The 14606-nt window shown below is 40.3% G+C and carries 5 protein-coding genes; 3 read left to right on the top strand and 2 right to left on the bottom strand.

All coding sequences use genetic code 11. From position 1 onward, the window contains the following. Positions 1-27: 27 nt before the first annotated feature. From B9Y87_RS06285 to B9Y87_RS22355, 3 genes are all read left to right on the top strand, one after another. A complete protein-coding gene (locus B9Y87_RS06285; protein WP_085497250.1) occupies positions 28-798 on the top strand; it encodes a polysaccharide biosynthesis/export family protein in 771 nt (256 codons plus the stop codon). A gap of 28 nt (positions 799-826) precedes the next feature. Further along, entirely contained in the window at positions 827-3208 is a 2382-nt protein-coding gene (locus B9Y87_RS06280; RefSeq protein ID WP_085497248.1) for a GumC family protein, read from the top strand. Between the two features lie 470 nt (positions 3209-3678). Further along, entirely contained in the window at positions 3679-12708 is a 9030-nt protein-coding gene (locus tag B9Y87_RS22355; protein ID WP_085497246.1) for a putative Ig domain-containing protein, read from the top strand. 239 nt (positions 12709-12947) lie between these two features. Here the strand turns inward: B9Y87_RS22355 and B9Y87_RS06270 are convergent, their stop codons facing one another. Both B9Y87_RS06270 and B9Y87_RS06265 read right to left on the bottom strand, forming a co-directional pair. Further along, the gene (locus B9Y87_RS06270; protein WP_085497245.1) at positions 12948-13688 is read right to left on the bottom strand and encodes a tyrosine-protein phosphatase; all 741 of its coding nucleotides are present in this window, start codon (positions 13686-13688) and stop codon (positions 12948-12950) included. A 129-nt stretch (positions 13689-13817) separates the two neighbouring features. Continuing rightward, on the bottom strand, positions 13818-14558 hold the full coding sequence (locus B9Y87_RS06265; RefSeq protein ID WP_085497243.1) for a tyrosine-protein phosphatase: 741 nt from the start codon (positions 14556-14558) through the stop codon (positions 13818-13820). Positions 14559-14606 lie beyond the last annotated feature (48 nt).

Genomic DNA, 14606 nt, shown 5'->3' with positions numbered 1-14606 from the left:
ATTATCAATTCCTTTATACTTGGTTTCATGAAAAAAGAATATTTTGGCTTATTTAATCTTTTAATAATTTTTGCATTACTGCTTTCTTCCTGTGCCTCAAAAAAGGAGGTAGTCTACTTTCAGAATGCCAGTAATTTTGAAACGCTAGTGGACAAGAACAGTTTTACCCCAAAGTTTAAGGTAGATGACCTTGTCAGTATCAATGTTTCTACTCTGGACAATGAGGCCAGTGTTCCCTTTAATTTATTTAGGGGTGCCTCGGAGGGAGGAATACGGCCAGAACAAGTAGATTATTTAATCGATCAGGAAGGCAATATAAATTTTCCAGTGATTGGAAAATTGAAAATATCCGGGTTGTCACCAGAAGAAGTGAGACTTCTTTTGAGTGAAAGATTAAAGGACTATTTAAAGGATCCTATAATAAATATTAGGTTGGTTAATTTTACGGTAACAATTTTGGGAGAGGTTCAAAGACCAGGTACCTATCCTGTAAGTGGTGAACGAATTACCATATTAGAGGCGTTGGGCTTAGCGGGGGATTTAACTATTAAGGGGATGCGGAAAAATGTGATGGTAATTCGGGATTTTGACGGAACCAAAGTATATACCCGTCTAGATCTTACCCAAAAGGAGGCTATGAATTCCCCTGTGTACTATTTGACCCAGAACGATGTAGTTTATGTGGAGCCCAATCAATCTGCGGTTACTGCATCCAGTTTGGACAATAGGGCTACTATAGCCATTTCTTTGGCGTCGCTGGTGATCACCTCTACCATACTTTTTATAACTAGAAATTAATCACAAACAAAATATTTCTCCTTGCCTCATGAGCATAGACTCTAAAATTAATACTATAGAAAATTTCGACATTAATGAAATTATAAGTGCGTATACCAAGCATTGGAAATGGTTTGTATTTTCGGGCATCGTTGCTTTAACAACTGCCGTTCTTTATTTGAGGTATACAACACCGGAGTATATTGCAGAAGCCAAAATCCAAATTCTTGATGAAAATAGCTCTGGGGCGGGTCTTGGTCTGTTTCAGGATTTAGAGTTGCTGTCTGGAAGTAATAAACAGGTTGCCGATGAGATTGAATTAATCAATTCCAGATCTAATTTTATTGAAGTGGTCAAAACCTTGGGGTTAAATACAAAGATTATGGCCCAAGGGAATATAATAGATACTGAATTGTATACCAATCCGCCGGTAAAGATTAATTTTATTGCTGCCGATTCTATTATTAACAAATCCAGTTTCGAGTTCTATCTTCAACTTTCCTCTACTACCTCCTTTGGTTATGCGGAAGAAGAGGATATGCCGTTGAAGGTATTGTCGTTTGGGACTAATATTCCTACCCCAATTGGGGATATTGTGGTAACCCCCAATATGGAAAATTTTGATCGTTTTAAGGAGGCCAGAATTAAAGTGGTGGTGGATCCTGTGACCGTGGTAGCCCAAAATTACAGGGACAAAATAAGTATTAGTACTTACGAACAAATGTCTAACATCCTCAGTATTTCCTTGCAGGATCCGATTAAGGAAAAGGCAGTGCAAATCTTGAATGAACTCATTAGGGTTTATAATAAAAATGCCATTGATGATAAAAGAAAAATAGCCGATAGGACTTCTAATTTTATTGATGATAGGATTGCGGAGATTTATACCAACCTTTCCTCTGTTGATCAGACAGCCGAGGATTTTAAGACGGGTAAAGGGGTTACGGACATTGCTTCGGAAGCCAACATTAATTTAAATGTGGGGGTTGCCAATCAGCAGGAACTGGCCAATATGCGGACCCAGCTTAACATTGCCGCGTCCATGAAAGATATTGTGGAGCAACAGGATAGTTTCGAAGTGCTTCCTGGAAATGTGGGCTTAACAGACCCAACCATTAACAGTACTACCTCCAAGTATAACGAATTGGTTTTGGAACGAAACCGATTATTGAAAAGTTCCAACGAAAAAAACCCGGTTATTGTTAACCTGGACCAACAGATCCGTGGTTTAAAAAGAAATATGCAGTCCAGTTTAAGCAGTACTGTTGATAACTTGGGCTTGCAGGTGAATGCTTTGAGCAATCAGCAGGCCATCTTTAATTCTAAGATTTATTCCGCTCCAAAAAATGAGAGGGCTTTAAGGGATATAACTAGAAAGCAGGAAACAACGGAACAACTGTATCTATACCTATTGCAAAAAAGGGAGGAAGCGCAGATCGCCGTGGCTTCTACTGCTCCTAAATCCAAGATAATAGATTACGCATATAATCCCAGTCCGTTACCAATTTCACCGAAAAGAAAAATTGTTTATTTGGCCTTTTTATTAATTGGAGGCTTAATTCCTTTTTCTGTTATTTATGTGAGAAATCTATTGGATAATAAAGTGAATAATATGCATAGTTTGGAAAAGGTGTCCAGTAGCATTCCTGTATTAGGGGAATTACCCCGACTTTCCAAGAAAGAGCAAAAGGTAATTGTTAAAGAAGACCGCTCCGTTCTGGCTGAATCCTTGAGGATTATTAGGACCAATCTGGATTATTTGATCAAGACAAAAAGCGCAGAAAACGGAAAGAATAATATTATTTTTGTCACCTCTAGTGTTCCAGGTGAAGGAAAGTCATTTCTTTCCACTAATTTAGCTATGACCATGGCTAGTACAGATAAAAAGGTTCTGTTGTTGGGAGCTGATGTTCGTAATCCTAAATTGTATTCTTTTTTTACTGGAAGTGAAATAAATAAAATGCCCGTTAAAAATAGAAAAAAGGATGTGGGTCTCACTGAGTATCTTTATGATAATACTTTGGAGGTTAAGGATATCATTAATCCTATGCTGGTTTTTAATGATACCATGGATGTTATATATTCAGGCAGAATACCTCCCAACCCTGCAGAATTGTTAATGAGCAAACGCATTAAAGAACTCTTTGAGGAAATTTCCGAGAAATACGATTATGTAATTGTGGATACCGCACCCCTTATGGTGGTTACGGATACTTTATTGATAAGTGATTATGCCAACCATCTTATTTATGTTACAAGAGCAGGTGTTACGGAAAAGAAGGCTGTACAGTATCCCATGAAATTACAGGAAGATGGAAAGATAAAGGGGCTGTCCTTTGTTGTGAATGATGTGAAAGTTTCCAATTTAGGGTATGGCGGGAAGTACGGTTATGGCTATGGAAAAAGTCAGAAAAAGTGGTGGAAATTTTAATAGTTATATGCTTTGGAACTTGCGATTTTTTTAGTTTAAACTTTGCTTCCGAAGTCTAATGGATTGGTATAACAAAATGGAATTGTAATAGCATATTCATCAAGTTAAATATGGACTTTTATGATGTAAAAAAGGGAAGGCAAAAACGCCTTCCCTTTTTTTTGGTTAAAGCCAAATTTTGCCAGGAATTTCTACAATGCCTTTCCGTTGAAATCCTGGGAAGAGCTATAATCATTGGCAAGTAGTATTTTTCTGTTCTTAGGATATAGCTATGCCTTTTGTTGGGCTCAGGGGAAGGTTCCGGATGTTTATATTTTTTGTGCCTGTATTTTGTCGATGAACATTCGGGTTTAAACGAATAAGATTAGGGTATTTTCCCTCACGATTGTTATTACTTTATATTTGTTTTTTGTATCTTAATAGACCGCCCAATGCGGTTTGAAATTAGAATGTTTTTTAACTGCATAAATATGAAACACAATTACTCTAAAACGCTTTCATTTATCTTTGTTTGCTTGTTCATCCTAGGGTTTAATCTGATAAATGCGCAGGTTAATTTTTCCCAGAGCAACTTGGATTTTAACGGAAATGGCAATGCATTGGTCACCACCTCCTTGAAGTTTGGTCCAGATGGACGTTTGTATTTTGCCGAGTATTCTGGTACCATCAAGGCACTCACCATCGAAAGGAATGGACCAAGTGATTATAAGGTTATAAATACTGAAGTTATCACTGGAATAAATGGAATTCAAAATCATAATGATGATGGCTCCCCGGATTCCTCAACCTTAAGGCAAACCACTGGTATCACGGTTACAGGAACTTCTTCAAATCCAATTATTTATGCTACTTCCAGTGATTTTAGGATTGGCGGAGGGACTAATGGTGGTTCTGGTGATACTGGTCTCGATACGAACTCTGGAGTTATTACCCGGTTTTCTTGGAACGGGTCTACATGGGATGTGGTCGATATAGTTAGGGGACTGCCACGATCCGAGGAAAATCATGCTACCAACGGGTTGGAATTCGTTACAGTTAGTGGCATCGACTATTTAATTGTGGCTCAAGGAGGGCATACCAATGGTGGAAGTCCCTCCATTAATTTTAATTATGCAATGGAATACGCTCTATCTGGGGCTATTTTATCCATAAATCTGGATATGCTGGAAGCTTTGCCTATCCAGAATGACAACGGTCGTAACTTCATATATGATATACCTACCTTGGACGATCCAACACGTGCCAATGCAAATGGCATTACGGATCCCAATGCTCCTGGGTACAATGGGATAGATGTTAATGATCCTTTCGGTGGGAATGATGGTCTTAATCAGGCCATGATTGTACCCAATGGTCCTGTTCAAATTTTTTCCCCGGGGTATAGAAATGCCTATGATTTAGTAATTACAGAGAGTGGGGCCGTATATGTTACCGATAATGGGGCCAACGGAGGATGGGGCGGTTTCCCCGAGAATGAAGGTACGGCTTTTGTGACCAATAACTATGTTCCAGGGGAACCTGGAAGTTCGTCACAATCAGGTGGTGAACAGATCAATAATGAGGATCACCTTCAGTTGATTACTACAGATATTCAAAATTATGTTTTTGGTAGTTATTACGGAGGGCATCCTAACCCGGTTAGGGCCAATCCCAATGGAGCTGGATTGTATACCACTCCAAACGCCACAAGTAATGCAGGTGCTGTTTTTAGAACACTAATATATGATCCTGATGGATCTACACCAGGGTCTACCACTGATGCAAGTATAGGACTTCCGGCCAATTGGCCGCCAGTGCCTTCAGCCAATCCGGTAGAAGGAGATTGGAGAGGTCCGGGAATTGCCAATCCAGATGGTCCAGTTGATGATATAGTAACTATTTGGGGTACCAACACCAATGGTATAGATGAATATACAGCTACCAATTTTGGTGGAGCCATGCAAGGAGATCTGCTCGCCGGTACTAATTTTAGCCAGTTGAGGAGGGTGGAACTTAATCCCGATGGAAGCTTGGAAACATTGACTCCAGTTTTTGCTTCTAATTTAGGGGGTAATGCACTTGGGGTGAGTTGTAACGGGGACTCGGATCCTTTTCCAGGAACTATTTGGATAGGCATATACACTGGAAGTGGAGGAAATGGTAACACAATTTCCAAAATTGTTGTATTGGAACCTGCCGACCTAGTGAATTGTATAGCACCAGGAGAACCTGGATATGATGCCAATGCGGACTACGACAACGATGGCTATACCAATCAGGATGAGGAACAAAATGGCAGCGATCCTTGTAATGGTGGTTCGCAGCCAAATGATTTTGATAAAAATGCAGGTGCTCCGTATATTTCGGATCTTAATGACTTGGATGATGACAATGACGGTATTTTGGATGCTCAAGACCCATTTCAATTGGGAGACCCCATTACTGGTGGCAGTGATGCATTTGCCATACCCGTTATTAATGAGCTATTTTCAGATACCAGCCTAGGCGGATATTTGGGACTTGGAATGACCGGTTTAATGAATAATGGAGATGCCAATCCCAATTGGTTAAATTGGATAGATAGAAAAGATGATCCAAATGACCCCAATCCAAATGATATTTTAGGAGGAGCCATTGGAGCAATGACTATGAATATGACTGCTGGAACCGCTTTGGGAGCTACCAATACTCAGGAAAAAGGATTTCAGTATGGTGTACAGGTAGAGCAAACTAGTGCCATATTTACTGTAGCTAGTAGTTTAGCCAATTTTAACGATCCGTTACAGTTATATGGAAATACTGCTTCACCTAATGGGGAGCTTGGTATTTTTATGGGAGATGGTACTCAAAGTAACTATATTAAAATAGTTATTACCAAGAATGGAATAACCGCTCAACAAGAAATTAACGATGTACCGCAGCCTTCTTTGGATGTTGTGGTTCCGGTTCAAGATCGCCCTAATGGTGTTGTGTTCTATTTTGTGGTTAATCCAGCAAATGGGGAAGTGGTTTGCGAGTATACACTAGTAGGCGTTGCACCACGTACTACTTTAGGAACTATAACGGCAGCTGGTAATTTGTTGACAGCTTTGCAACAAGCCTCGACCGATGTGGCTGTTGGACTAATAGGTACATCCAATGCAACCGGAGTAGAATTACAGGGGACTTGGGATTTCCTTAATGTCTTGGACAGTAATCCTTTTATAGTAAATAGTATTCCAAATTTGGATAGAATGATCAATTCTGCCGATGAGGTATTAACTTTGGATAATTTTTTCAATGACGATGGCGGAACGGCCAACCTTACCTATACTGTTCAGGGCAATACCAATACGAATATAGGTGCAGTTATCAATGCTAATGAATTGACCTTGTCATATCCTGGAGCTACGGCAGTGTCTGATATAACGATACGTGCAACTGATGGCGATACCAATTTTGTGGAACAGACCTTTACAGTAACTGTTACTGATGCTCCAATTGTATTATATAGGGTGAATGCTGGTGGACCTGAAATAGCCGCCATTGACGGAGGTATTGTTTGGGAACAGGATACTCCAGCCAACAATTCCACCAATCTTGCTGTTGCTGGTAGCAATTTAGCCTTTGCTTTTACTGTTAATAGTGGGCCAAGTGTTCCTGCTACAACGCCAGCATCCATTTTTAGTACGGAAAGGGCAGATAATGTTGCAGGCGCACCCAATATGACGTATTCATTTCCTGTTGGGCAACCTGGTAACTATGAAGTAAGACTTTATATGGGGAATGGCTGGTCAGGAACTTCTGCCGCAGGACAACGCTTGTTTGATGTTCAAATGGAAGGGATTACGTATCCTGCCTTGAACGATATAGATCTGTCTGGGACCTATGGGCACCAAGTTGGTGCGGTAATAAGTCATGTGATTAAAGTAACCGATGGTACAATTGATATCTCATTTGTTCATGGTAGTATTGAAAATCCTATGATTAATGGAATTGAAATTCTAGATGCCTCCGATTCGGAAACCCCCATTTACGTAAATCCTATTGCTGGTCAAAAAACCAGTACTGGAGAGCAGTTGATAGGGAGTTTTGGGGTTACAGCTTATGGTGGAGATGGGAACAAACAGTACTCAGCACAAGGACTTCCGCCAGGATTGGTTATTGAGCCCACCAATGGACAAATTGGAGGAACAGTGGCAATTGGTGCGGAGGTGAATAGCCCATATAATGTAACAATAACCGTTGATGATAGTGATGGTTTAACCAATGATGCGGTAAGCATTTCCTTTGAATGGATCATATTTGATGCTACTTCCTATAGGGTCAATGTTGGTGGTAACGATGTCACCGCTACAGACAATGGGGTGGATTGGAAGTTTAATAATACCAATGGGGCATATGCATCAAGTATGTATTCTGTAAATACCGGTTATTCTATTAATGCAAGTTTACCATATAATCTAAGACATAGTTCTGTGCCGGCCTATATAGATAACACCACGTTCAACAGCATTTTTGGGAGGGAGCGCTATGATGCAGCTGGCGGAGCCGAAATGGAATTCAAATTTCCACTGGAAAATGGAGATTATATTGTAAATCTTTATTTAGGAAATAGTTATGAGTTGGCTAATCAGGTTGGGGATAGAATATTCGATATTTCTTTGGAAGGAGCTATAGTAAAAGATGATCTCGATCTAATTGCAGAGTTTGGGCACAATGTTGCTGCAATGCTTTCCTTTCCTGTTACTCTGAGCGATGGAGAATTAAACATTTTGTTTTTGCATGGAATTGCTGAGAATCCAATAGTTAGTGGAATAGAAATATATGAGGTAGATACAACAAATCCAGTTTTAACTTTATCGGCTATTACTAATCAGTCCAATGATATTAACGAAGTTGTGAATATTACAGCTTCGGCCAGCGGGGGGGATCCAAGTGAAGATATAACTTATTTTATTTCGGGTCAACCTGAAGGGATTAGCATAAACTCAATCAGTGGTCAAATTACAGGTACTATTGATCCAATAGCTTCTAGTGGCGGCCCTAATAATAATGGGGTACACCAGGTAGTAGTAACCGTAACCAAACCAGGTTCGGCTCCTTCAAGTAAAGTGTTTTCATGGACCATAGCTTCAACATGGATCAATAAAAATGAAGATGAGACTTACACTGCAAGACACGAGAATTCGTTTGTACAGGCAGGTGATAAATTCTATCTAATGGGAGGAAGGGAGAGTGCCAAAACCATTGATGTTTACAATTATACTGCAAACTCCTGGACATCTTTGGTTAATTCGGCTCCATTTGAGTTTAATCATTTCCAAGCCACTGAGTACCAAGGATTAATTTGGGTAATAGGCTCTTTTAAGGATAATGCCTTTCCTACCGAAACGCCAGCTGAATATGTATGGGCATTTGATCCGGCAAATGAAGAATGGATTCAAGGCCCTCAAATTCCTACCAATAGGAGAAGGGGATCTGCAGGTTTGGTTCTGCACAATAATAAGTTTTACGTTGTGGCCGGTAACACACAAGGACATAATGGTGGCTATGTACCCTACTTCGATGAATTTGATCCAGCTACAGGAGTATGGACGGCTTTGGCCGATGCGCCAAGAGCAAGAGATCATTTTGCTGCAGTGGTTATTGGAGATAAGCTATATGTTTCAGGGGGGCGTCTTTCAGGCGGAGCTGGAGGAACATTTGCACCTACTATTCCTGAGGTGGATGTATATGATTTTGCCGCCCAAAGTTGGAGTACCTTACCCGCCGGTCAGAATATACCAACGCCAAGAGGTGGTTCTTCAGCGGTTAAGTTTAACGATAAATTAATGGTAATTGGCGGAGAAAGTGAAAATGCAGGTCCCTCTTTAACCACTGTGGAAGAGTATGATCCTTTATCCCAATCTTGGAGTACACTACCCGGGTTAAATTCACCTAGACATGGTACGCAAGCTATTGTTTCCGGAAACGGAATCTTTATTTTGGCCGGTTCACCCGTACAAGGTGGTGGAAACCAAAAGAATATGGAGTATTTTGGTGAAGATGCGCCTGTCGGTAGTCCAAGTGTAGCTAGTGAGGTTAATGCCCTGGGAGGTTTATTGATTGCAGATGGAGCAACCGAATCTATTGATTTGGATATAGAAAATGGAAATGTGGGGGTAATCGTAACTTCAATGGTACTATCCGGTCCCAATGCGGCTGATTTTAGCATTGTATCCGGTGAGTTAACCAATCAGTTGCTGAATCCCAATACTACACATCCAATTCAAATTACTCTTAATGGTACAGGAGCTAACAGAAGCGCAATATTAACCATCAATTATGGAAATAATGCTTCTAAAGAAATCAATTTGTCCAACACAGAGCAAGCTCCTGCGGTTACCGATCCGGGAACCCAAAACAATGTTGAGGGAGAAATTGTCTCTTTACAAATTGACGCCAGTGGATCTTGTACAGATGTAATCTATAGTGCAACAGGATTACCTGAGGGTTTAACTATAGATGCAAATACGGGTTTAATTTCTGGTACCGTTTCTGCTGGTGGTGGAGGTAGTGGTGCCTATGAGGAAAGTAATGGTTTGGTGGTAATAGAAATGGAAAATCTGAATTTTGGAAACAATTGGACCGAACAATCGACTGATACTGGCTTTAAAGGAACAGGTTATTTATTTAATACAGTAGACAGTTTTAATACTCCTGGTAATGGAACTATTTCGACCCAGATTAATATTTCAACTCCCGGACTATACAGATTTCAATGGCACAATAAAATTGGAATTACTGCAGCTTCCAACCCGACAACAGAGCATAACGACGCATGGTTACGTTTTAATGATGCAGATGATTTTTTCGGAGCCACGAATGCAGCAGGAACGGCAAACATCGCATATCCTGGAGGAGTTGGTAAAACACCAGTTGTCAATGGAGCAACTTCGAACGGGTGGTTTAAAATATATACCAATACCCTGGCTTGGAATTGGGATACAAAAACCAGTGACAATGACGCACATTTTGTTTTTGTACAATTTGATAACCCTGGTACTTATACAATGGAAATATCGTCTAGGTCCGATGGGCATATTATTGATAGGGCTACCTTGCATAAAGTAGATCAAAATTATACTACAACCCAATTATTTAATGCTCCTGAATCTTCACAAGGAGGTGGTAGCAATGGTGCTGCTGACAATAGTCCTTATAATGTAGAGGTTACGGTTACCGATGATTGTGTACCGTCTCAATCTACACTTCTTGAATTTGTGTGGAATATTGGTGAGTCAGGAAATCAAGTTCCTGTAGCAGTATTAGAAGCTGATATCACTTCTGGTGATGCGCCCTTAACCGTGAATTTTACAGGAAGTAATTCAACCGATGATATAGGAGTAACAGGATATTTGTGGGACTTTAAGGATGGGACTCCAACAGAGACCATTGCAGATCCTGTACATATATTTAATACCCCTGGCACATATGAAGTAGAATTAACCGTTAGTGACGGGGTTCTTTCGAATTCTACCACTTTAACAATAACAGTTAATGCACCTGCCAATCAGGCACCAGTAGTCACAAATCCAGGTGAACAGGACAGCATTGAGGGAGAAGTGGTCTCCCTACAAGTTTCTGCCACGGACCCTGAGGACGATGGCATGAGCTATTCGGCCACCGGACTTCCTACAGGTCTTGGTATAGATACAGCCACTGGACTTATTAGCGGAACCATTGCTGCCGGTGCTACGGCAAACAGTCCTTATACGGTAGAGGTAACGGTAACCGATGATGGCGACCCAACGGAATCCGCCATGGTCTCCTTTACTTGGAATGTAACTGTGGATCCTGTTAATCAGGCACCAGTAGTCACAAATCCAGGTGAACAGAACAGCATTGAAGGCGAAGTGGTCTCCCTGCAAGTTTCTGCCACGGACCCTGAGGGCGATGGCATGAGCTATTCTGCCGTTGGACTTCCTACAGGTCTTGGTATAGATACTGCCACTGGACTTATTAGTGGAACCATCGCTGCCGGTGCTACAACAAACAGTCCTTATACGGTAGAGGTAACAGTAACCGATGATGGCGACCCAGTGGAATCCGCCATGGTCTCCTTTACTTGGAACGTAACGGTGAATCCCGTTAACCAGGCACCAGTGGTCACCAATCCCGGGGTACTGAACAGCATTGAAGGCGAAGTGGTCTCCCTACAGGTTTCGGCCACGGACCTTGAGGACGATGGCATGAGCTATTCTGCCGTTGGACTTCCTACAGGTCTTGGTATAGATACAGCCACCGGACTTATTAGTGGAACTATCGCTGCCGGTGCTACAACAAACAGTCCTTATATGGTAGAGGTAACGGTAACCGATGATGGCGACCCAGTGGAATCCGCCATGGTCTCCTTTACTTGGAACGTTACCGTAGATCCTGCTAACCAGGCACCAGTGGTCACCAATCCCGGGGTACAGAACAGCATTGAAGGCGAAGAAGTCTCCCTACAGGTTTCGGCCACGGACCCTGAGGACGATGGCTTGAGCTATTCGGCCACTGGGCTTCCAACCGGCCTTGGCATAGATAGCGCTACTGGACTTATTAGCGGAACCATCGCTACCGGAGCAGAAGCAAACAGCCCTTATACTGTAGAGGTAACTGTATCCGATGACGGTACCCCAGCGGAATCTGCCATGGTCTCCTTTACCTGGAACGTAACGGTGGATCCTGTTAACCAGGCTCCTGTGGTCACCAATCCCGGGGCACAGAACCATCTTGTGGGTAACACAGTATCACTACAGGTTGTAGCTACAGATCCAGAAAATAACGGTTTGACCTATTCGGCTATGAATCTTCCCACTGGACTGTCCATAGATACGGCCACGGGACTTATTAGTGGTACTATCGCCACTGGCGCAGCGACCAATAGTCCTTTCACGGTAGAGATAACGGTAACGGATGACGGCACTCCTGAGGAGTCTACTATGGTTTCCTTTACTTGGAATGTAACGCTTGGCCCTGTCAACGGAGCTCCAATAGCTGTTGCAAGTGCAAATGTAGAATCAGGGCCTGCACCGTTAACCGTGAATTTTACGGGAAGTAATTCTATGGATGATGAAGAAGTAACCTCGTATTTATGGGATTTTAAAGATGGAACTCCTACCAGTTCGACGGCCGACCCAGTTCATGTTTTTGAAGAGCCTGGTATCTATAGGGTTGAATTAACGGTATCTGATGGTTTCTTAACAGATACGGAATTTGTTACAATAACTGTTACAGAACCTGAGGTTGAGGAAAAAATGAAAGCAGTTATAGCTCCCAATCCAGCAAAGGAAACAGCTAACGTCTTTATATTCAATGCGCCTGGTAGTCAATTGGTACGTGAAATGTACCTCCACGATTCAACTGGGAAATATATTAATGTGATTTCCAACCCTGTATTAATAGATGGTCACTATGTTATACCAATCTATTCTTTGACGGATGGCGTATATTACATCACATTGGTTTTAGACGGTAATGAAGAATTGCCTGTGAGGCTCCTTGTGAAAAATTAAAGGAATCTTAGTTTTATTAAAGGGAATATTCATGTATATGTCTATTCCCTTTTTTTATTAATGTAAGGAGATTATAATAGGAAAACAGAAAGAAAAATGAAATTGCTTATATTAAGAGAACAAAGTATAAAGTAGTAGTCTTCCTTAATGGTTATTAAATGGCTTGGATGTGTAAAAGGATAATAAGGGACACATCTAATTTATTTGGATAGCTAGACGAGAAAGTTAACTATAGTGTCTTAATCAAAATTAATATTGGTATTTTCAATCAAAGGTAATATGCGAGTAAGTAATTTATCCGTTATCTTCATATTCTGTAACATGGTAAGTTGCTGTAAATTGTGAATATCCGAGGCCACAAAATCAATTAATCCTTCATTTATCAACCTAACGGCCATTTTTTGTACATCCTTGCCGTAATAATCACTTAAGGATAACAGATTCATTTGAAATAGAATACCCTGCTTTTTATATTTTTTATATTTTGCAAAGTTATTGTGCAAGTAAATATAACGTTCTGGATGCGCCAATATGGGAAAAAAACTATGCTCCGAAATTGATTGTATGGCATCCTTGAAATTTATCGAAGGCTGTAGGTAAGACATTTCTACTAACAAATAACCTTTGTTTATTGGCATTACAGATTCCTTTTCTAGGAGTGACTCAAAGTTAGCATCTATCATATGTTCCGCTGCAGCCTGTATTGAAACATTATTCATATTCTGCTTTGACAACTCGCTTTTTAGTACTAAAAGGGAATCGTTGATCGTTTTCGGATTGTTGGGGTAGTAGTTGTGTATAATGTGCGGCGTGGCAATAAAAGTAGTAACCCCAAAATCAGCAAACCCTTTAATAAGATTAATGGAGTCTTCAACAGTTTTGGCACCATCATCTATTCCTGGTAGAATGTGATTGTGTATGTCTATAAAATTTTCAAGGGAGTCAACTAAGAATTTTTTCTTCTGAAAAAAATAAAACATGAATTTTAATTTCTGGCAAAGGTAGGATTTTAATAATTGTTATTAATGAATAACCTTAATCAACATTATGTTTTTAACTACAAACAGAAGCGATGTCCAGATTATTTTGGACGGTTTTCTTTAAAAAATTTAATAGAATGTTTCCACATTCCTATTTAGAATTGGGATTAATTTATTTAAGGTCCTATTGCATAGTTTTATGTCTTTTAGGAACTTCAATTGATTAACATTGTGTATATCCGTACCCGCAAAGTCTATATAATCGTCCATTAGAAGCTTTTTTGCAATTTTGGACACTTGCTTTCCGTAATAATTACCAAGAGACAGTAAATTTAATTGTAGAGAAATCCCTTTGGATTTAAATTCTCCATATTTGTTGTAATTGCTATGTAGAAAAAAGTAGCGCTCTGGGTGGGCCAATATTGGATTGTAGCCCTTGGTGGCTATTGTAAAAGTGGCTTGGTCAAAGTTGATCGGGATTTGTAGAAAGGGCATTTCCACCAATAAAAATTTATTGCGGATCGGGGCTATAAGTTTTTGTTCCAATAAATTTTCAAAATTTGAATCTATCATATATTCGGAGGACGATTCCAAGGCAATGTGCTTTAGGCCTAAATGCAACAATTCATCCTGCACCAGGTTGTATGCAGTACGTATACTTTCAGTTGTATTTGGGTAGAAATTTTGATTTACATGGGGAGTGGTTATTATATGCGTAATGCCAATTTCATTAAAACCCTTTATTATAGCCAAAGAGTCCGAAATATCCTTAGCCCCGTCATCGAGTCCGGGTAAGATATGATTGTGGATGTCTACGAAGTTTCCTAGATAGTCTACCAGAAAATTTTTCTTAATTAGTATTTGGAACATTTGTAGTAGTTGATATTTATGAAGTATATCAATAGGCTTAAGACAGGT

The organism is Arenibacter troitsensis (assembly GCF_900177645.1).
GTDB lineage: Bacteria > Bacteroidota > Bacteroidia > Flavobacteriales > Flavobacteriaceae > Arenibacter > Arenibacter troitsensis.
The sequence above is the reverse complement of the archived record's forward strand: the minus strand, read 5'-3'. Positions and strand labels throughout refer to the sequence as shown.

Excerpts from the sequence above, each read along its gene's own strand:
- B9Y87_RS06280 (WP_085497248.1), top strand. The coding sequence starts at position 827 with ATGAGCATAGACTCTAAAATTAATACTATAGAAAATTTCGACATTAAT.
- B9Y87_RS06265 (WP_085497243.1), bottom strand. The coding sequence starts at position 14,558 with ATGTTCCAAATACTAATTAAGAAAAATTTTCTGGTAGACTATCTAGGA.
- B9Y87_RS22355 (WP_085497246.1), top strand. The coding sequence starts at position 3,679 with ATGAAACACAATTACTCTAAAACGCTTTCATTTATCTTTGTTTGCTTG.
- B9Y87_RS06270 (WP_085497245.1), bottom strand. The coding sequence starts at position 13,688 with ATGTTTTATTTTTTTCAGAAGAAAAAATTCTTAGTTGACTCCCTTGAA.
- B9Y87_RS06285 (WP_085497250.1), top strand. The coding sequence starts at position 28 with ATGAAAAAAGAATATTTTGGCTTATTTAATCTTTTAATAATTTTTGCA.